Origin of the sequence: Actinotalea sp. Marseille-Q4924 (assembly GCF_916618755.1) — a bacterium.
GTDB lineage: Bacteria > Actinomycetota > Actinomycetes > Actinomycetales > Cellulomonadaceae > Actinotalea.
This window is the reverse complement of record NZ_CAKAKB010000004.1, coordinates 226,591-245,330: the sequence shown is the minus strand read 5'-3', so window position 1 is coordinate 245,330 and position 18,740 is coordinate 226,591. Positions and strand designations below refer to the sequence as shown.

18 protein-coding genes are annotated in these 18,740 nt (G+C 74.4%); 12 read left to right on the top strand and 6 right to left on the bottom strand.

Translation table 11 applies throughout. The features are described from left to right. The first annotated feature begins 11 nt into the window (after positions 1-11). From LG379_RS13920 to LG379_RS13910, 3 genes are all read left to right on the top strand, one after another. A complete protein-coding gene (locus LG379_RS13920) occupies positions 12-836 on the top strand; it encodes a pseudouridine synthase (RefSeq protein ID WP_225755190.1) in 825 nt (274 codons plus the stop codon). Positions 837-1,094: 258 nt separating this feature from the next. After that, complete coding sequence (locus LG379_RS13915; RefSeq protein ID WP_225755189.1) at positions 1,095-2,195, top strand: alpha/beta fold hydrolase; 1,101 nt, start codon at positions 1,095-1,097, stop codon at positions 2,193-2,195. Positions 2,196-2,330: 135 nt separating this feature from the next. Further along, entirely contained in the window at positions 2,331-3,017 is a 687-nt protein-coding gene (locus LG379_RS13910) for a Pr6Pr family membrane protein (RefSeq protein WP_225755188.1), read from the top strand. 63 nt (positions 3,018-3,080) lie between these two features. On the opposite strand, the gene LG379_RS13905 is transcribed toward LG379_RS13910, so the two are convergent. From LG379_RS13905 to LG379_RS13890, 4 genes are read right to left on the bottom strand one after another with little or no spacing between them, the layout of a single operon-like run. Continuing rightward, positions 3,081-4,049, bottom strand: a complete 969-nt coding sequence (locus tag LG379_RS13905) for a carbohydrate kinase family protein (protein WP_225755187.1) — start codon at positions 4,047-4,049, stop codon at positions 3,081-3,083. Further along, a complete protein-coding gene (locus LG379_RS13900) occupies positions 4,046-4,975 on the bottom strand; it encodes a pseudouridine-5'-phosphate glycosidase (RefSeq protein WP_225755186.1) in 930 nt (309 codons plus the stop codon). The genes LG379_RS13905 and LG379_RS13900 overlap by 4 nt, the downstream gene beginning before the upstream one ends. A gap of 1 nt (position 4,976) precedes the next feature. After that, positions 4,977-6,233, bottom strand: coding sequence for a sugar MFS transporter (locus LG379_RS13895; RefSeq protein ID WP_225755185.1), 1,257 nt, complete (start codon positions 6,231-6,233; stop codon positions 4,977-4,979). Continuing rightward, positions 6,230-7,171, bottom strand: a complete 942-nt coding sequence (locus LG379_RS13890) for a ribokinase (RefSeq protein WP_225755184.1) — start codon at positions 7,169-7,171, stop codon at positions 6,230-6,232. Before LG379_RS13890 ends, LG379_RS13895 begins: the two co-directional genes overlap by 4 nt. A gap of 192 nt (positions 7,172-7,363) precedes the next feature. Between LG379_RS13890 and LG379_RS13885 the strand changes: the two genes are divergently transcribed. The 5 genes from LG379_RS13885 (at position 7,364) to LG379_RS13865 (ending at position 12,965) form a co-directional block, all read left to right on the top strand. Beyond that, a complete protein-coding gene (locus LG379_RS13885; RefSeq protein WP_225755183.1) occupies positions 7,364-8,785 on the top strand; it encodes a sensor histidine kinase in 1,422 nt (473 codons plus the stop codon). Continuing rightward, positions 8,782-9,432 (top strand): response regulator transcription factor, encoded by a 651-nt coding sequence (locus LG379_RS13880; protein WP_225755182.1) that lies wholly within the window; start codon positions 8,782-8,784, stop codon positions 9,430-9,432. Before LG379_RS13885 ends, LG379_RS13880 begins: the two co-directional genes overlap by 4 nt. A gap of 133 nt (positions 9,433-9,565) precedes the next feature. Continuing rightward, the gene (locus LG379_RS13875; RefSeq protein ID WP_225755181.1) at positions 9,566-10,492 is read left to right on the top strand and encodes a lipid kinase; all 927 of its coding nucleotides are present in this window, start codon (positions 9,566-9,568) and stop codon (positions 10,490-10,492) included. 96 nt (positions 10,493-10,588) lie between these two features. Then, the gene (locus tag LG379_RS13870) at positions 10,589-11,971 is read left to right on the top strand and encodes a UTP--glucose-1-phosphate uridylyltransferase (protein WP_225755180.1); all 1,383 of its coding nucleotides are present in this window, start codon (positions 10,589-10,591) and stop codon (positions 11,969-11,971) included. 82 nt (positions 11,972-12,053) lie between these two features. Then, on the top strand, positions 12,054-12,965 hold the full coding sequence (locus tag LG379_RS13865; protein ID WP_225755179.1) for a hypothetical protein: 912 nt from the start codon (positions 12,054-12,056) through the stop codon (positions 12,963-12,965). 68 nt (positions 12,966-13,033) lie between these two features. On the opposite strand, the gene LG379_RS13860 is transcribed toward LG379_RS13865, so the two are convergent. Then, a complete protein-coding gene (locus LG379_RS13860; RefSeq protein ID WP_225755178.1) occupies positions 13,034-14,020 on the bottom strand; it encodes an aldo/keto reductase in 987 nt (328 codons plus the stop codon). A 131-nt stretch (positions 14,021-14,151) separates the two neighbouring features. Here LG379_RS13860 and LG379_RS13855 point away from each other — a divergent pair, with 131 nt between their 5' ends. The 4 genes from LG379_RS13855 to LG379_RS13840 all read left to right on the top strand — a co-directional run bounded on the left by LG379_RS13855 (position 14,152) and on the right by LG379_RS13840 (position 17,767). After that, positions 14,152-14,724, top strand: coding sequence for a hypothetical protein (locus LG379_RS13855; protein WP_225755177.1), 573 nt, complete (start codon positions 14,152-14,154; stop codon positions 14,722-14,724). Positions 14,725-14,952: 228 nt separating this feature from the next. Continuing rightward, on the top strand, positions 14,953-15,807 hold the full coding sequence (gene ddaH / locus LG379_RS13850) for a dimethylargininase (RefSeq protein WP_225755176.1): 855 nt from the start codon (positions 14,953-14,955) through the stop codon (positions 15,805-15,807). After that, positions 15,804-17,039, top strand: coding sequence for an ornithine--oxo-acid transaminase (gene rocD / locus LG379_RS13845; protein WP_225755175.1), 1,236 nt, complete (start codon positions 15,804-15,806; stop codon positions 17,037-17,039). Before ddaH ends, rocD begins: the two co-directional genes overlap by 4 nt. Positions 17,040-17,293: 254 nt before the next feature. Next, the gene (locus LG379_RS13840; RefSeq protein WP_225755174.1) at positions 17,294-17,767 is read left to right on the top strand and encodes an Lrp/AsnC family transcriptional regulator; all 474 of its coding nucleotides are present in this window, start codon (positions 17,294-17,296) and stop codon (positions 17,765-17,767) included. 2 nt (positions 17,768-17,769) lie between these two features. Here LG379_RS13840 and LG379_RS13835 read toward each other — a convergent pair whose 3' ends face one another. Next, complete coding sequence (locus LG379_RS13835) at positions 17,770-18,717, bottom strand: universal stress protein (RefSeq protein WP_225755173.1); 948 nt, start codon at positions 18,715-18,717, stop codon at positions 17,770-17,772. Positions 18,718-18,740 lie beyond the last annotated feature (23 nt).

Below are 18,740 nucleotides of genomic sequence, written 5' to 3'. Positions count from 1 at the left end.
CCTGGCCGACGATGAGCGCATGGCTGCGTCACCGCCTGCCGGACGGCGTCGACGTGGCTGGACTGCTGGCCGCGGAACGCGTCGTCGACGAGGCCGGCCGGCCGGTGCGCGAGGCGGAACCCTATGCGCCCCATCGTTTCGTGTGGTTCCACCGGGACCTGCGCGACGAGCCCGAGGTCCCGGGTCACGTGCACGTGGTCCACAGGGACGAGCGGATCGTCGTCGTGGACAAGCCGCCCTTCCTCTCCACCATCCCGCGGGGTCGGCACGTGCGGCAGAGCGTCGTCGTCCGGCTGCGGGCGGAGCTGGACCTGCCGGAGCTGTCGCCGCTCCACCGCCTCGACCGCGTCACGTCCGGGCTGCTGATGCTCGCGACGGAGCGCCGGTGGCGCGGCGCCTACCAGACGGCGTTCGAGCAGCGCGCGGTCGACAAGACGTACCGGGCGCTCGCGCCCCTGCGCGACGACCTGGCGCTGCCGACCGTCGTGCGCAACCACATCCGCAAGGACCGCGGCACGTGGCGCGCCGAGGTCGTGCCGGATGCGGCCGTCAATGCCGAGACGCACGTCGATCTCGAGCGAGAGAGGGATGGCGTCGGCATCTACCGCCTCAGACCACGGACGGGCCGCACCCACCAGCTGCGCCTGCACCTGCTCGGACTCGGCATCCCCATCATCGACGACCCGTTGTACCCCGTGGTCCGTGACGTGGCGGTCGACGACTTCCGTCGGCCTCTGCAGCTCCTCGCGTCCGAGGTGGCGTTCACCGACCCCGTGGACGGGCGTCCACGACAGTTCAGCAGCGTCAGGTCGCTGCCGCTCGACGCCGAGCGCTGATGCGTCGCCACCGCCGTCGCGGACTACCCCCCGCACCCTTGGGAGCCGGTCCCAACCCCCTGTCCGAACCGCTCACGTGCCGGACCACGCCGACCTAGCGTGGAACCGACAGGCCATCACCGAGTCGGTTCTGGAGGTCGCGAACATCTGGATGCTCCGGAAGATGCTGCGCACCGTGCGCGACCGCGCCGAGGCCGCGGCGCGGACCGACGCGTCCCCGTGCACCTCCCCCGTAGCCGTCCCCGCGGGCCGGCCGGCGTGAGCAGGCCGCGCAGTCTCGCCATCGCGACGTCGGCCGCCGTCGCCGTCGGGGCGGTGCTGCGCCGCACGGGACTCTGGAGCGACGGGCGAGTTCTCCCCGTCCTCGACACCAAGGGCCGACCCGTCGCCGGCAGCCTCGCGGAGAAGGTGTTCCTCGACGTCAACGGCACCCGCCAGGGCGTGATCCTCCGCAGCAGGGACGTCACGCAGCCCGTCCTGCTGTTCCTCCACGGCGGGATGCCGGAGTACGTCCTCACCGAGCGGTACCCCACCGGGGTGGAGGACCTGTTCACCGTGGCCTGGTGGGAGCAGCGCGGCGCGGGCCTGTCGTTCGACCCGCGACTCCCCCGCGCATCCCTGACCGCCGAGCAGCTCGTCGCCGACACGCTCGCGGTCACCGACCACCTGTGCGAGCGCTTCGGCGTCGACAAGGTCTACCTCATGGCGCACTCCGGCGGGACGTTCGTCGGCCTGCAGGCGGCCGCGCGGTCGCCGGAGCGGTTCCACGCGTACATCGGCGTCGCGCAGATGGTCGACCAGCGCCGCTCGGAGGCACGGGCGTACGAGCACATGCTCCGCCGGTACGAGGAGCTCGGGGACGAACGGATGGTGCGCCGGCTCCGCCGCGCGCCGGCGACCGTCGCGGACGGCACGCCACGTGCCTACCTCCGGGTCCGCGACACCGCGATGCACCGGCTCGGCGTCGGCACCACCCGCGACATGCGGTCGGTGCTGACCGGCATCGTCTGGCCCTCCCTGCGCAGCCCGCAGTACACGCCGGCGGAGAAGGTCCGGACGTGGCGGGCGAAGGTCGCGTCCAGCGTCAGCGCCCTGTGGGACGAGGCGCTGGCCACCGACCTGGGCGAGACGGTGCCGGCGCTCGACGTGCCCCTCTACCTGTTCCACGGCATCCACGACCACACCTGCAGCTACGACCTCGCCCGCGCGTACCTGGAGACAGTCCAGGCGCCGGCGAAGGGCTTCTACACGTTCCGGGAGTCCGCGCACAGCCCGTTCCTCGAGGAGCCGGACCGGGCACGACGGATCCTGCGGGAGGACGTCCTGGCCGGCACCACCCACCTCGCCGACGGCGCCTGACGCCGACCGCGCCCGTCGGCGATTCCGGCGTCAACCGCCTGTCCCAAACCCACCACGGGTCGGACCGCGCCGTCCTAGCGTGGGACCAACAGGTCATCACCGATCCCGTCATGGTCCCGTTCCCGGAGGTGCCCCGTGGACCTGTTCGCCGTGCTGTTCCGTCTGTCCATCGCGACGCTCGCCCTCGCCGCGACCAAGGAGGTCTGGCTCGACCTCCAACCGCACGAGCTCACCCGCTTCACGAACCAGGCGAACCTCATGCTCGCCGTCGTGATGATCTGGGCGGCGCTCGCCTCGCTCGGCCTCTTCCGGCAGCCGCCCGCCTGGTTCAAGGTGGGCGTCCTCATGCTGCTATCGGTCACGGGCCTCGTGGTGTTCTTCATCCTCGGCCCGGAGTCGCCGGACGCGCCGATCCGCTTCCTGGGCATGACCCAGGGGACGATCGAGCACCAGGTCACGCCCGTGCTGGCGCTGATCGACTTCCTCGTCCTCGACGCGCACCGGCGCCTGCGCTGGAGCGCGCCGGCCATCTGGCTGTCGTACATGATCGCGTACGTGGCGTTCGCGCTCGTCCGTGCCGAGCTCATCGCCGAGCCGCACTACGAGTACGGCTTCATCAACCTGGCCGACCTGGGCTGGGGCGGGCTGCTCCGCAACGTCGTGCTGCTCAGCGCCGGGTTCGCCGTGCTCGGGCTGGTGTACGTCGCGATCGACCGCGCGATGCCGGCGCACCCCGTGCTCGGCACCGCCGGGGCGTCGCGGGACCACCACGTGGCGCCGCCCCGCATCCACCGACCGCATCGACCCCTCGTCGCGCACTGAGCGTGCGCACCTCGTCCCGGGCGCTCGGCGAGCGCTCGGGACGCACGCCGACGGCGGCGCCCGTCAGTCCGCCGCCGTGCGCCACGCCCCGTCACCCTGGCGCACGACCCGTCGCGGCCGCCCGCCCATGCGGCTGACGGCGTCGCGGGCCAGCGCCGCGCCGGCGTGAGCGGCGGCCAGCGCCTCGGTCTGACCCGACGTCCACGCGTCGAGGAACCCCGCGCAGAACGCGTCGCCCGCCCCGGTGCTGTCGACGGCGGCGACCGGCTCCTGCACCACGCTGCCGAGCAGGTGCCCGCCCGCGGCGACGACGGCGCCCGCCGCCCCGCAGGTGACGGCGACCAGCCCGTAGTGCTTGCTGAGCGCCTCGGCCGCGTCCTCGGGCCGCTCGACGCCGGTGAGGACGTGTGCCTCGTCGTGGTTCGGGAAGCACAGCGCCGCCCCGGCGGTCCAGGCGAGGAACTCCGCGGCGCCGACCTCGCGCAGGAACGCGGCCGAGCTCGGGTCCACCGAGACCGGGACACCGGCCTCACGAGCCCGCGCCATGAGCGTCAGGGCCGCCTCGCGCACCCCGGGCTCGACGAACGAGTACCCCGAGAGGTGCAGCAGCGCCGCGTCCTCGACCAGGCCGACCGGGACGTCGTCGGCGACGAGCGCGAGGTTGGCACCGCGGTCGGTGTACATCGTCCGGGCACCGTCGGGGTCGACGAGGATGATGATCCGACCCGTCTCGCGCTCCTCGTCGCCGATGAGCCGGGCGTCCACACCGAACGCCTCCATCGCCGCGGTGTGCCGCTCGACGTCGGCCGCGGCGACCCGCCCCACGAACGTCACCGGCACCCCGGTCGAGGCCAGCCAGCACGCCATGTTGGCCGCCGAGCCGCCCTCGCGCCGCACGATCTCCGAGCGCGTGTCCGAGTCGTGCGTGACCGCGCCCTGCGGGCGGACGACGATGTCGTCGATGACGTCGCCGACGACGACCACCCGTCGCCGGTCCGGCTCCGCCCCGCCCGGGACACCACGACCGGTCACGCTGACCGACCCACCCACGCCCGCGCGATCTCCCCGCCGAGGCGGATGTTGTTCACCGCGATGTCGATGTTGACCTCGAGGCTCCTGCCCTGGGTGTGCTCGACCATCCACGCGAGCAGGAACGGCGTGGCCTCCTTGCCGTGGATGCCGCGTTGCTCGGACTCCGCGAGCCCCTCGGCCAGGACCCGGTCGTGCAGCTCCGGGTCGAGCTGCTTGTCCACCGGCAGCGGGTTTGCGACGAGGACGGCGTTCTCCAGGCCGAGCGCGTCGTTCGCCGCCATGATCCCCGCGATCTCCTCGGCGGAGTCGACCTGCCAGTCGATCTCGTACCCGGAGTCGCTGAGGTAGAAGCCTGGGTAGTGCTTCGTGCGGTAGCCGACGACCGTCACGCCGAGCGTCTCCAGCCGCTCCAGCGTCGCCGGGATGTCGAGGATCGACTTGGCCCCCGCGGAGATCACCGTGATCGGCATCCGCGCCACCATCGTCAGGTCGGCGGACTCGTCGTAGGACTGCGACGCCCCGCGGTGCACGCCGCCGAGCCCGCCGGTGGAGAACACGCGCAGCCCGGCGCGGTGGGCGAGCAGGGCGGTCGCGGCGACCGTGGTCGCGCCCGTGGCGCGGGCGACCATCGCCGGGCCGAGGTCGCGGCTGGAGACCTTGATGACCGACTCGTCCTGCGCGATCCGCTCGACCTGCGCGTCGTCGAGGCCGACGTGCGGCACGCCGTCGATGACGGCGATCGTCGCGGGCGTCACGCCCTCGTTGACGAGCGTCTGCTCGAAGGTGCGCGCGACCTCGAGGTTCCTGGGGCGCGGGAAGCCGTGAGAGATGATCGTCGACTCCAGCGCGACGACGGGCCGGCCCTCCGCGAGGGCGTCCGCGACCGCCTCGGACAGGACGACGGGGCCGGTGGCGTGGTGGGTCATCTCAGCTCTCCTCGGGCGGGACGGGTGCTGCCTGCGCAGCGGGGACGGTCGAGGCCACGGTCACGGGCCGCACGGGACGACGCGGCGCCGGCCAGGTGATCGCGAGCATCACGGCGGACGCGACGATCCCCACGGCGCCGACGCCCGCGAAGGCGGTGCGCAGCCCGATGACGTCGGCGAGCACGCCCATGCCCAGCGGCGCCACGACCAGCGCGACGGCGGAGAGCAGCGAGCCGCGGGCGACGGCGGCGTCTGCGCGGACGGGGTCGGCCTCGATGAGGTAGGCGACGGACGCGGCGTAGAGGTTGGCGGCCGCGAGACCCGCTGCGACGCCGGTGACCAGCGCCGCGCCCGGCGTGGTGACGACGGTCAGGGCGACCGTGGCGACGACGGCGAGGCCGAGCGATCCCCCGAGCAGGAGGCCCGGGCGCAGCATGCCGAGCAGGCGGCTGCCAGCGACCCGGCCGACCAGCACCGCGACCCACATCGCCGCCGTCGCCCGCGAGGCGTCCGCGGTGCTCAGTCCGGCGACCGTCGTCAGGTGGGTCGCGAGCCAGAAGAGGAAGCCCCACTCCACGACGACGCACAGCAGCATGACCGCGGGCGCCAGCCGCGCGCGTCCGGCGGCGTGGCCCGTGCCCGCGGGGACGGCGACGGCGCCGTCGGTCGCCGTCCGGCGCACGCCCACCACGACCAGCGGCAGCACGAGGAGGACGAGCAGGAGCGCGGGGATGCCGGCGAAGCCGCGCCAACCGAGGGCGCTCGCGGCGAGGACCGGCAGGGCCGCCGTCGCGAGCAGCGCCCCCACGCTGTACGAGACGTTGAGCTCGCCGATCATCCGCGCACCGCGCGCGCCGTGCAGCGCCGCGAGAAGCACCTGACCCGCGATGAGCGTGCTGGTCAGCCCGAAGCCGATGAAGAGCATCGCCTCGGCGCTGAGGAGCGGCGTCGGGGCGACGGCCAGGAGCACCGACCCCACGGCGCAGGAGGAGGCGCCGAGCACGAGCACGCGGCCGCGGCCCAGACGCCGTCGGGCGGGCTCCGCGAGCGCCGAGGCGACGAGGCCGCCCGCGGCGAGGCCGGTGATGTGGAGGCTCTCGAGCGTGTACGTCATGGGCATGTCCTCGCCCATGTACGGCAGCAGCGCGCCCAGCCCGCCCTGGATCATCGCCGCGCTGAAGATCGAGGCGAACAGCCCGAGGGTGAGGAGGTCTCGGTACGCGTTGCCCGGCCGCGGGGCGGCGTCCCGGCGGCTCATCGCGGCACGCCGTCGTCGGTCGACGACCGCGCCAGAGAGGCGCCGACCTGGTCCGACGTCGGCATCCCCGTGGTCGCGCCGAGGGCGCCGACGCTGAGCGAGGCCGCGTGCACCGCCCAGCGCAGCGCTGCGGGGGGCCCCTCGTGCCGGCTCAGTGCGTCCGCGAGGGCCCCGATGAACGTGTCACCCGCTCCGGTCGTGTCCACCACGGGCACGTGCGGCGGCGTCTCGACGACGACGGCCCCGTCCTGGCACAGCGCCGCGCCGCGCCCACCCAGCGTGACGACGACGGCGCAGCGGAGGCCGCTCTGCGCGAGGTGCGCCGGGAGGTCGGCGAGGTCCGCAGGCAGGGGACGACCGATCACGACCTCGTACTCGACCTCGTTGAGCACGAGCACGTCGACGAGGTCGAGCAGCTCGTCCGGCAGCTCGCGGGCGGGCGCAGGGTTGAGCACGAAGGTGCCCGCCGCACCGCGGGCGGCCGCGAGCACCGCGTCCACCGGGACCTCGAGCTGCGCGAGGACGACGGCGGCGTCGCGCAGCTCCTCGGACGCCGCAGCCACGTCCACCTCGCCGAGGAGGGCGTTGGACCCGGCGACGACCACGATCGAGTTCTCCGCGTCGTCGGCGACGAGGACGATGGCCCGCCCGGTCGGAGCCCCGTCGGCGACACCGAGGTGCGTCACGTCGACACCGCCGCGCGCCAGCGCCGCGCGGACCGCCGCGCCCTCGGCATCGGAGCCGGTCAGCCCCACGAGCGCCACCCGGCGGCCGAGCCGAGCGGCGGCCACCGCCTGGTTGGCCCCCTTGCCGCCGGAGAACTGCTCGAAGCCGAGGGCAGGGACGGTCTGGCCGGGCAGGGGCAGGCGGGCGACGGTGGCGACGAGGTCGACGTTGACGCTACCGACGACGGCGATCTCGGTCCGTCCGGAACTCATGGGGCGACCGCCGTCTCCGCCTGCATCGTGCCTCCCGGCCGCCGTCGTGCCGGATGCCCTCGACGGGCTGCTGTGCCGGCGCCACGCCGACTCTAGCGACGGGTCGCACCGTTTCGCGGCGCGCCAGGGGGTGGAAGGGTTCACCCGCGGTCCGCGAGAGATGGTCATGGATTCGTCACTAGGGTCATCGGCGTGACCGGCAAGCGGGGCAGGGTCGCCGAGCGGTCCGCTGCGGCGCTCGCCGCGGCGGCAGCCCTCGTCGCTGCCGCGTTCACGGTCGCGGTCGTCGCCCTGCCGTTCGCCCGCTTCGCCTACGAGTCACCCGCCCTGCGGGTCATGCTCGAGACCGTCAACGCGATCATCGCGATCGTCGTCGGGTACGTGGTCTACGGACGGTTCCGCGAGGGGCGCCGGCTCCAGGACCTGCTCCTCGGTCTGGCGCTGTCCACAGCCGCCGTGGCCGGCCTGGTCCTGACCGCGATCCCGTCCGCGGTGCAGGACGGCATGGGCACGCTCACCGGCTCATGGGTACCGCTCGGGTTCCGGCTGGTGGGCGCGACCACGGTGGCCACCGCGGCCCTGGTCTCCGGCGGTCGGCGGGCCGACCGCCGGCGTGCGGCCCTGACGTCCACGCTCTTCGTCCTGGCGCTGGTCGCCGTGGCCGTCGCCGGCTCGGTGGCGGCCGGGTCGCTGCCGCCCGTGGTGGACCCGGCCGCCGTCGGGGACGCCACGCGCCCGCAGCTGGTGGCGCATCCCGCCGCGCTCGGCGTCCTCGGGCTCGACGCCCTGCTCTACGCCGTGGGCGCCGTCGCCTTCGTGAGGCAGGCCGACCGGCGGCAGGACCCGTTCCTGCGGTGGCTGGCGGCCGGGTGCACCTTGTCGGCGGTGGGGCGTCTGCACTACGTGCTCTACCCCTCGCTCTACTCGGACGTCGTCTACACCGGCGACGTGCTCCGGCTCGGGTTCTACCTGCTCCTCCTCGTGGGTGCTGCGCAGGAGATCACCACCTACTGGCGCACACGGGCGCAGGTGGCCGTGCTGGAGGACCGCCGCCGGATGGCGCGCGAGCTCCACGACGGGGTCATCCAGGAGCTCTCGTACATCCGGGCGCAGTACCAGCGGCTGTCCGCGAACCCGGGCGACCTCGCCGTCGTCGAGCGCATCGGCGGCGCGGCTGGGCGCGCCATCGAGGAGTCCCGGCGGGCCCTGGCCGCCCTGACCCGACCGGAGGACGAGCACCTGCCCACGGCGCTGCAGCGCACCGTCGTGGCGCTGGGCGAGCAGTACGACGTGAAGGTCGAGACGGAGATCGACCCGCGTGCGGACGTCGACGGCGCCCTCGCCGATGCCCTGCTGCGCATCACGGGTGAGGCCATCCACAACGCCGTGCGGCATGGGCAGGCCGCCCGGATCCGGGTGCGCCTCACGGCGGACCCCCTCTCCCTCCTCGTGGCGGACGACGGCCGCGGGTTCACGGCGCACCGACCGGACGACGGCCCGCCCAGCGGCTTCGGGCTCACGAGCATGAACGAGCGCGCGGCCGGGGTCGGTGGCACGCTGGCAGTCCAGTCCGCGCCCGGAGAGGGGACGACCGTGCGAGTGACGTGGTCGTGAGCGAATCGATTCGCGTGCTCATCGCGGACGACCACGTGCCGACCCGCGACGAGGTGGCACGTGCCCTGGAGGCCGACGGCTTCACCGTGGTGGCGCGGGTCGGCGACGGCGCACGCGCTCTCGCCTCGGCACGCGAGCACCGGCCGGACGTGTGCCTGCTGGACATCCACATGCCGGGGAGCGGGATCGTCGCCGCCATGGAGATCACCCGGGCCCTGCCACAGACGCCCGTCGTCATGCTCACCGCCAGCCGTGAGGACGAGGACCTGTTCGAGGCGCTGCGGGCGGGGGCGTCGGGGTACCTCGTCAAGGACATGGACCCCGGGCGGCTGGGCGCGGCCCTGCGCGGCGTGATCGCCGGCGAGGCGGCACTGCCGCGGTCGCTCGTCATGCGCGTCGTGGACCAGTTCCGCGAGGAACCGCGGCGTCGGGTCGACCTGCGCCGGCGCGCCACCTCCCGGCTCACCAGCCGCGAGCAGGAGATCCTGGAGCTCATGGGGGACGACCTGACGACGGAGCAGATCGCGCAGCGCCTGTTCGTCGCGCCGGTGACCGTACGCACCCACATCTCGGCGATCCTCAAGAAGCTCCGCGTGACGGACCGGGAGGCGGCGATCCGGCTGGCCCGGGAGGCGTCGCGGCGCTGAGGCATCGAGCCTGTCAAGACCCTGAAGTAGTCGTCGCCACAGCGAGCCCCGCCCGGCACCCGTCGGGCGGGGCTCGCTGCTGCACGGGGCCCTTCGCATCAGAAGTCCAGCCGCACCCCCTACCGTCAGTCCCATGCCCGACCGCCCGATCGACTCCGCGGTGCTCGTCGTCAACGCAGGCTCGCGCCGCGGCTCCGCGCGTGACGTGGGCGACGCCGTCCGGGCCGCCGGCATCCCGCTCGCGGCCGAGCACGTCGTCCGCAGGGACGACGACCTCGAGTCGGTCCTCGACCGCGCGCTGGCCGACGCACCCGACCTGCTCGTCGTCGGCGGTGGCGACGGCACGGTGAGCTGCGCGGCGGGCCGGGTCGCCGGGAGCCGAACCGTGCTCGGCGTCCTGCCGCTGGGCACCGCCAACGACCTCGCCCGCACGCTGGAGATCCCCGACGACCTCCGGGAGGCCTGTGCCGTCCTCGCCGACGGCACGGTCGTCGACATCGACCTCGGCCGCGCCGACAGCCGGCCGTTCCTCAACGTGGCCTCCGTCGGCCTGTCCGTCGAGGTCACCGGCGCCCTGTCGCCCACGCTCAAGCGGCGGCTCGGGCCGCTCGCCTACCCCGTGGCGGCCGTGCGCGCCTACCGCCGCCACCAGCCGTTCGCCGCGCGCCTGGAGTTCCCCGACGGCGACCACCCCACCCTCGAGGTCGACGACCTGCTCCAGGTCTCGATCGGCAACGGCCGGCACTTCGGCGGGGGCGCGACCGTCGCCCCGCACGCGGACATCGACGACCACATGCTCGACGTGGACGTCGTGGAGCACGGCCGCCTGCGCGACCACGTGAGCATGGCGCGGCTGCTGCGCACCGGGCACTTCATCGAGCACGAGAAGGTCCACCACCGTGCCACCCGGCGCGTCCGCCTCGTCACCGAGCCCGCCCTGCGGATCAACATGGACGGCGAGATCACCGGCCAGACGCCCACGACGTTCGAGGTGCAGCGCAACGCCGTGCACGTCGTCGTGCCCCAGCACGCGACCGGCGCCCGGTTCGACGGCGCCTGACGCCCGCACCACGCCGGTCCACCGCGCCCTCACCGCGATCCGCCGGCACGGCAACAGCCCGTGCACGTGTCGGCCCCCCGGCCTAGGTTGATCACCATGAGCGCTGACGGACTTGCCCTCGCCCGCCGCAAGATGGAGGAGGCCGGCGTCTCCCCCACCGCGATCCAGGTCTTCACCCGCTTCTACGGGCTCCTCGAGTCCGGCGAGACGGGCGTCATCCCCGAGTCGACGGTCCGCCCCCTCACGGACGTGGCGCAGCTCGACGCCCTGACCGTCGACGACGACGCCGCGCGCGACGCCCTCGGCGCCACCGCGGTCCTCAAGCTCAACGGCGGCCTCGGCACGTCCATGGGCATGGACAAGGCGAAGTCCCTGCTCCGCGTGCGCGGCGACAAGACGTTCCTCGACGTCATCGCCGCCCAGGTGCTCGCCGCGCGCGAGGCCACGGGCGCCCGCCTGCCGCTGGTGCTCATGAACAGCTTCCGCACCCAGGACGACAGCCTCGCCGCGCTGGCCCGGTATCCCGAGCTCGCCGTCGACGGCCTGCCGCTGGACTTCCTGCAGAACCGCGAGCCGAAGCTCCGCGCCGACGACCTCACGCCGGTCGAGTGGCCCGAGGACCCGAGCCTGGAGTGGTGCCCGCCCGGCCACGGCGACCTCTACACCGCCCTGTACGCCTCGGGCACGCTCCAAGCGCTCCTCGACGCCGGGTTCCGCTACGCCAGCGTGTCGAACTCGGACAACCTCGGCACCGTCCCCGACGCCCGCATCGCCGGCTGGTTCGCCGCGAGCGGCGCCCCGTACGCCGCGGAGGTGTGCCGCCGCACGCCCGCGGACCGCAAGGGCGGGCACCTCGTCATCCGCAGGAGCGACGACCGCATCGTCCTGCGCGAGACCGCGCAGACGCCGCCCGAGGACGAGGCGGTCGCCTCGGACATCGCGGTCCACCCGTACTTCCACACCAACAACCTCTGGTTCGACCTCCGCGCGCTCGCCGCCGAGCTCGAGCGCACGGGCGGGGTCATGCAGCTGCCGCTCATCCGCAACGACAAGACCGTCGACCCCACGCGCAAGGACTCGACGAAGGTCGTGCAGATCGAGTCCGCCATGGGCGCGGCGGTCGAGGCGTTCGACGGCGCCACGGCCCTGGAGGTGCCGCGCAGCCGCTTCCTGCCGGTGAAGACGACGAACGACCTGCTGGTCCTCCGTTCCGACGTCTACGCCGACGACGACGCCGGACGGCTCGTCGCCCAGGTCGACGCACCGTTCGTCGACCTCGACACCGACCACTACAAGACCATCGACGCGTTCGACGCCCGCGTCCCGCACACCCCGTCACTGCGCTCGGCCACCGCTCTGCGCGTCGAGGGCGACTGGGCGTTCGGGCGCGACGTCGTCGTCGAGGGCGAGGCGCGCCTGGCCGGATCCGGTGGGCAGGTGCCGGACGGCGCTCGCGTCACCGCGGACGGCGTCGCCTGACCGACCACACCGGCCCCTCCCGCAGCCGGTAGGACGGAGAGCACGCCGCGACTCCCCCGCGACCCCGTGCGACCATCGGGACATGCCTGACGTCCCGCGCCCGCACGGCCCGTACCCGTCCCACGGTGGCCCCGACGACGTCTTCGCCGCCGGGACGCTCCCGCTCGACGACGTCCGGCCGTCGGGTCAGCACGGACCCGGGGCGCCGCCGCCGTCCCCCGTCACCGGCGTCCCGATCCTCGACGCGGCGCTCGACAAGGCGGTCTCCGTCCCCTCCGCGGCGATCCGGGCCCACGTCGAGCGTCTGCGCCGGCGCAACCCCGAGGCGTCCCCCGCGCAGATCATCGCGCTGCTGGAGAAGCAGTACCTCATGGCCGTCTCCACGTCCGGGGGCGCCGTCGGCGCCGCGGCCGCCGCGCCCGCGATCGGCACGGGCGTCGGCATCGCCCTGACGAGCGCCGAGGTCGCCACCTTCTTCGGGGCGTCGTCGGCGTTCGCGCTCGCCGTCGCCGACGTGCACGGCATCGGGATCGAGGAGACGGCGCGCCGTCGGACGCTCCTCATGGCCACGGTCCTGGGCGACCAGGGCACGAAGGCGATCAGCGGCGAGGTGGGGCTCAACGGCAGCTGGGCGCGCACGCTGCTCGTCAACATGCCGACGACGACGATCAAGCGCGTCAACGCGCGCCTCACCCGTCGTTTCCTCCAGCGGCAGGCCGCCAAGCAGGGTGCGCTCGCGTTCGGCCGGCTGGCGCCGTTCGGCATCGGCGCGGTCATCGGCGCGACGGGTGCGCGCGCCCTCGGCAAGACGGTCGTGACCTCCGCCCGCCAGGCGTTCGGCCCGGCACCCGCGCGGTTCCCGCGCATCATCGAGGTCGCGGTCAGCGACGCCGCCGCGCCCACGATCACCGACGGCCGCGACGTCCGCCTCGTGGAGACCCGACCGGACCCGGGCACGGGCTGGACGGCCCCGGGCGACACCGGCCGCCACTGACCCCGCACCTGACCCGCACCTGACCCGCCGCGCCCGGTGGCCGCCCCACGGCGCCACCGGGCACCCGCTCACCAGCGCCCGTGCACGTGCTCCCGGATGCGCTCGTCGTAGATGCGCCGCAGCTCGTCCTGCTGCTCGGCGGTCAGCGGCGGCAGGTCGGCGGCGGCCGCGTTGGCCCGCGCCTGCTCGGGGCGGCTGGCGCCCGGGATGACCGTCGTGACGCCCGGCTGGTCGATGATCCAGCGGAGCGCGAGCTGCGCCGTCGTCGCACCGTCCGGCGTCAGCGCCGCCACCTCGCGCGCCGCCCGGACGCCCACCTCGTACGGCACCCCGGCGAAGGTCTCGCCGACGTCGAACGCGTCCCCGCCGCGGTTGTACGTGCGGTGGTCGTCCGCGGCGAACTGCGTGCTCTCGTCGAACTTCCCCGACAGCAGCCCGCTCGCCAGCGGCACCCGCGCGATGATCCCCACGCCCGCCTCCACGGCGGCCGGGAGCACCTCCTCCAGCGGCTTGCGCCGGAACGCGTTGAGGATGATCTGCACGCTCGCCACATTCGGCCGGGCAATCGCGGTCAGCGCCTCGTCGACGGTCTCGACGGACACCCCGTACGCGGCGATCCGCCCCTCCTGCACGAGCGTGTCCAGCGCGTCGTAGACGTCGTCACGCGAGTACACCGGCGTGGGCGGGCAGTGCAGCTGCGTGAGGTCGAGCGTGTCGACGCCGAGGTTCTCCCGCGACCGGTCCGTCCACGCCCGCATCGCGTCGAGCGTGTACGCCTCGGGCACGTGCGGGTCCGACCGGCGCCCCATCTTCGTCGCCACGACGAGCCCGGCGTCGGGACGCTCGCGCAGCAGCCGGCCGACGAACCGCTCCGACCGCCCGTCGCCGTAGACGTCCGCCGTGTCGAGGAAGGTCACGCCGGCGTCGACGGCCGCCCCCAGGATCTCCATCGCCTGCTCGTCCCCGACGTCTCCCCAGTCGGCCCCGAGCTGCCAGCAGCCCAGCCCGACGACCGTGACGTCCCGGCCCGTCCGTCCCAGCACACGTGTCTCCATGTCGTGCGACGCTACTACCGTCGGCGCAGGTCCGACGCGGCAACCGTTCCCGTCCGTCGCGTCCGCCGGCACCCGTCGGCACCCACCCGCACCAGCCGCCACGCACCGCTCCCGAGCCCGCGAGGTCACCCATGAGGCCCGTCCTGATGTCCCGCCGCGCCACCCCGGCCCTGGCGGTCGCGACGACCGACGACGACGCCCCTCGCCTCCCCGCCGACGACGACGCACCGCGCTCCCGCGCCGCCGTGGCCCGGCGCGTGCTGCCGCTGCGCGCCGAGGACGCGTGGGTGCTCCTCACGGACATGCGCAACCACGTCCGGTGGATCCCGATGACCCGCATGGACGCCGCCGCGAGCCTGCCCGTCGGCGCCGTCTTCACCGCGGTCAGCGGGCCGTTCGCGACGCGAGGTGCGCCGGGCGTCGTCGACCGCATGGCGGTGGTGCGCTCGGTCCCGCCGCACACCGACGAGAACGGGCCCGGGACCGTCGGCACCGCGGTCTACCGGAAGCTCGGTCCGGTCCTCCTGGGGACGGCCGAGGTCCAGGTCCGCCCTCTGGGGCCGGACACCTGCGAGGCCGCGTGGGTCGAGCGCGTCCACCTGCGCGGTCTGCCGGCGGGTCTGACCGCCCCGATCCTGCGCCCGGTGCTCGCCGCGATGGTGACCTACGCCCTGCGTCGCGTCGACGCCGAGCTCACCCGCTGAGGGTTCGACCCGTCGGCCCGCCGCGGCCCGCTCCCACTCCCGGCTGACCGCCGCGCAACGAATCGCCACAACGACGACGCACGACGCAACGTTTCGCCTGGTCACGCGCAGCGTCGCCACCCGGCCGTCCGGGACTTTCGGCCCTAGCCTCGACACAGCACCAGACGGCCTGCGGCGACCACCCGGCGCTGCGCCGCGAGTGCCCCCCGAGACCCGGAGGACGCCCGCATGACCGAGACCCTCACCGCGACCGCCACCGTCGAGCGCGCCAGCACGCCGCGCCGCTACCTGATGTGCCGGCCGGAGCACTACACCGTCAGCTACGAGATCAACCCGTGGATGGACGTCACCCGGTTCACCGACCGTGACCTGGCCGTCCAGCAGTGGGAGACGCTCTACCGCACGTACCTCGACTGGGGCCACGCGGTGGACCTCATCGACCCGATCCCGGGCCTGCCCGACATGGTCTATGCGGCCAACGGCGCGACCGTCGTCGACGGCGTCGTGTACTCGGCGCGGTTCCGCTACGCCGAGCGCGCCCCCGAGGGCCCGGCCTACGAGCAGTGGTTCGCCGACGCCGGCTTCACCACCCGCACCGCCCGCGAGATCAACGAGGGCGAGGGCGACATCCTCGCCGTCGGCGACGTCCTGCTGGCCGGCTACGGCTTCCGCACGGACCGCGCCTCGCACGGCGAGCTGGCGGAGCTGGTCGGCCGCGAGGTCGTCAGCCTGGAGCTGGTGAACCCGCACTACTACCACCTCGACACCGCCCTGGCGGTGCTGGACAGCGACGCGTCGCACCCGCTCGTCGCCTACTACCCGGCGGCGTTCTCCGAGGAGTCGCGCACCCTCCTCGCCGCGATGTACTCCGACGCGATCATCGCGACCGACCGTGACGCCGACGCCCTCGGCCTCAACGCCGTCTCGGACGGCCGCCGCGTGGTCCTCGCCCCGGGAGCCGTCGACCTCGCCGCCGAGCTGCGCGCGCGCGGGTTCGAGCCGCACGCCGTGGACACCAGCGAGCTGCTCAAGGGCGGCGGCGGCGCCAAGTGCTGCACCCTGGAGATCCGGGAGTCCCGATGAGCCTCGACGTCCAGCACACCTCCGAGACGGACGGCACCGTGCACGACCACCTCGCGCACAACTACCACCCGCTGCCCGTCGTCCTGGCCTCCGGCGAGGGCGCGTGGGTCCGGGACACCGACGGGCGCGAGTACCTGGACCTGCTGTCCGGCTACTCGGCGCTGAACTTCGGTCACCGCCACCCGCACCTCGTCGCGGCCGCGCACGCCCAGCTCGACCGGCTGACGCTCACCTCACGGGCGTTCGACCACGACCTCCTCGCCCCGTTCGCCACCCGCCTCGCTCGACTCCTCGAGCCGCTCCTCGCGGCGCCCGACGGCGTCCTTGTGCTGCCCATGAACACGGGAGCCGAGGCCGTGGAGACGGTGGTCAAGACGGCCCGGAAGTGGGGCTACGAGGTCAAGGGCGTGCCGGACGGTCAGGCGACGATCGTCGTCGCAGCGGACAACTTCCACGGCCGCACCACGACCATCGTCTCCTTCTCCACCGACGACGACGCCCGGAGCGGCTTCGGCCCGTTCGCGCCCGGCTTCCGCGTCGTGCCCTACGGCGACGCGGCGGCCCTCGCGGCGGCGATCGACGAGACGACGGTCGCCGTGCTCCTCGAGCCGGTGCAGGGCGAGGCCGGTGTCATCGTGCCCCCGGAGGGGTACCTCGCGACCGTACGGGCGCTGTGCGACGAGCACGACGTGCTCTTCGTCGCGGACGAGATCCAGTCCGGCCTCGGCCGCACCGGCGCGACGCTCGCGTGCGAGCGCGCGGGCGTCAAGCCGGACCTCGTGACGCTGGGCAAGGCGCTCGGCGGCGGCGTCGTGCCGGTGAGCGCCGTCGTCGGCCGCCGGGACGTGCTGGCGGTGCTGACGCCCGGGACGCACGGGTCGACGTTCGGGGGCAACCCCCTGGCCTGCGCCGTCGCGCTGGCCGTCGTGGACCTGCTGGAGACCGGCGAGCACCAGGCGCGGGCGCGCGAGCTCGGGGAGCACCTCGAGCACCGCCTCGTGGCCATGGTCGAGGAGGGTCTCCTCGTCGGCTACCGCGTCGCGGGGCTGTGGGCCGGGGTGGACGTGGACCCGGCTCGCGGGACCGGTCGCGAGGTCAGCGAGCGGCTGCTCGAGCGGCGCGTCCTCGTCAAGGACACGCACGGGCAGACGGTGCGGATCGCCCCGCCCCTGGTCGTGTCGCTCGAGGACCTCGACTGGGCCCTCGACCAGCTGGCCGACGCCCTCCGCTGAGCCCAGCCCTCCACGGATAGCCCTCCTGACGATCGCCTGCTGACAGTCGCACTCTTCGACGTTTCTGCGACGCCGATCGCCGAGACGTCGAGAACCGCGGCCGGCGGGAGGGGTCGAACGCCTCCCGGCCCGGACGGGCGGGAGGGTCGGACGCCTCCCGGCCGCGACCGGCGTGAGGGGGCGAACGCCCACGGCGGCGCCGCGCCGAGCCGTGCGGAGGCCGCACACCGCGCGTCCTCGGGCATGCTGAGCCCATGCCCGAGGACGCGCCGCTGCTCGACCGCACCGACCTGGCGATCCTGGACCAGCTCGGCCTCGACGCCCGCGCGAGCTTCGCGCGGATCGGTGCGGTCGTGAACCTCTCCGCCCCGGCGGTCAAGCGTCGCGTCGACCGCCTGCTGGCCCGTGGTGTCATCGACGGCTTCACGGTCCGGCTCGACCCGGCGTCGCTCGGCTGGGCCACGGAGGCCCACGTCGAGGTCTACTGCACCGGCGCGACGCGGCCGGCGACGATGCGGGAGGCCTTCGAGCGCTACCCCGAGATCGTCGCGGCGAGCACCGTGACCGGCGAGGCGGACGCGCTCGTGCACGTCCGGGCCCACGACGTCCGCCACCTCGACACCGTCGTCGAGCGCATCGCCGCCGAGCCGTTCGTGCTGCGCACGCGCTCGACCATCGTGCTCACCCCCCTGGTCCGCCGCCCGGACACACCCCGCACGACGTCCTGACGTCAGCGGCGACCGACGTCCGTCGGCGACCACTCGTCGTCGCGCGCCGGCACGCGGACCACCATGACCGGGCAGACGGCGTGGTGGAGCACGGCCTGGCTCGTGGAGCCCAGCAGCAGCCCCGCGAACCCGCCACGGCCACGCGACCCGACCACGACGAGGTCGACGGCCGTCGAGAACTCGGTGAGCAGGGCGGCGCCGGTGCCGTCCAGGACGTGCCGACGGACCTGGAGCCCCGGGTGCCCGGCCAGGGCCCGGTCGACGACGACGTCCAGCCCCTCGGCGACGTCGCGCAGCACCTGCTCGTGGTCCTGGGCGGCGGGCAGCCAGGCCAGCAGCCCGGAGCCGGTCCCCATCGGCACGCCGGCGACCGCGGTGAGCTCCGCCCCCCAGGTCTCCGCCTCGACGATCGCGTGCTCGAGCGCCGCCTCGGCCGCGGGCGAGCCGTCGACACCGACGACGATCCGTCGCACCGGCGCACCGCCCGCGACCGGCTCGCCCCGGGAGCTGGCGTGCTGACGGGACGGGACGACGACCGTCGGGCAGTGCGCATGGGCCGGCAGCGCGGACGACACCGTGCCGAGGAGCCGCTCCGCGAACCCGCCGCGACCGCGGGTGCCGACGACGACGGTCGCCGCCCCGCGCGACAGCTCGATGAGCACCGCGGCCGCGTCGCCCGTCGCGACGTCGGACGTCACCGGGACACCGCTGCGGTGGACCCGCGCCTCCGCCTCCTCGAGCACGGCGCGTGCGCCCTGCTGGATGGCGGTGTCGTCGAGGGCGGCGTACCCGCCGTCGAGCGCGGCGGTGCTGAACGAGGGGATCGAGTAGGCGCACACGAGGTGCAGCCGGTGGCCGTGCGCCGCGGCGTGCGCCGCCGCCCAGTCCAGGCCGCGCAGGCTGGGCGCCGAGCCGTCCACACCCACGAGGACCACGTCGCTCCCGGTCATGGTGCCTCCCTCCGGTCGCCCCT

Excerpts from the sequence above, each read along its gene's own strand:
- LG379_RS13920 (WP_225755190.1), top strand. The coding sequence starts at position 12 with ATGAGCGCATGGCTGCGTCACCGCCTGCCGGACGGCGTCGACGTGGCT.
- LG379_RS13900 (WP_225755186.1), bottom strand. The coding sequence starts at position 4,975 with ATGACCCACCACGCCACCGGCCCCGTCGTCCTGTCCGAGGCGGTCGCG.
- LG379_RS13895 (WP_225755185.1), bottom strand. The coding sequence starts at position 6,233 with ATGAGCCGCCGGGACGCCGCCCCGCGGCCGGGCAACGCGTACCGAGAC.
- LG379_RS13890 (WP_225755184.1), bottom strand. The coding sequence starts at position 7,171 with ATGAGTTCCGGACGGACCGAGATCGCCGTCGTCGGTAGCGTCAACGTC.
- LG379_RS13875 (WP_225755181.1), top strand. The coding sequence starts at position 9,566 with ATGCCCGACCGCCCGATCGACTCCGCGGTGCTCGTCGTCAACGCAGGC.
- LG379_RS13870 (WP_225755180.1), top strand. The coding sequence starts at position 10,589 with ATGAGCGCTGACGGACTTGCCCTCGCCCGCCGCAAGATGGAGGAGGCC.
- LG379_RS13865 (WP_225755179.1), top strand. The coding sequence starts at position 12,054 with ATGCCTGACGTCCCGCGCCCGCACGGCCCGTACCCGTCCCACGGTGGC.
- LG379_RS13860 (WP_225755178.1), bottom strand. The coding sequence starts at position 14,020 with ATGGAGACACGTGTGCTGGGACGGACGGGCCGGGACGTCACGGTCGTC.
- LG379_RS13855 (WP_225755177.1), top strand. The coding sequence starts at position 14,152 with ATGAGGCCCGTCCTGATGTCCCGCCGCGCCACCCCGGCCCTGGCGGTC.
- ddaH (WP_225755176.1), top strand. The coding sequence starts at position 14,953 with ATGACCGAGACCCTCACCGCGACCGCCACCGTCGAGCGCGCCAGCACG.
- rocD (WP_225755175.1), top strand. The coding sequence starts at position 15,804 with ATGAGCCTCGACGTCCAGCACACCTCCGAGACGGACGGCACCGTGCAC.
- LG379_RS13840 (WP_225755174.1), top strand. The coding sequence starts at position 17,294 with ATGCCCGAGGACGCGCCGCTGCTCGACCGCACCGACCTGGCGATCCTG.
- LG379_RS13835 (WP_225755173.1), bottom strand. The coding sequence starts at position 18,717 with ATGACCGGGAGCGACGTGGTCCTCGTGGGTGTGGACGGCTCGGCGCCC.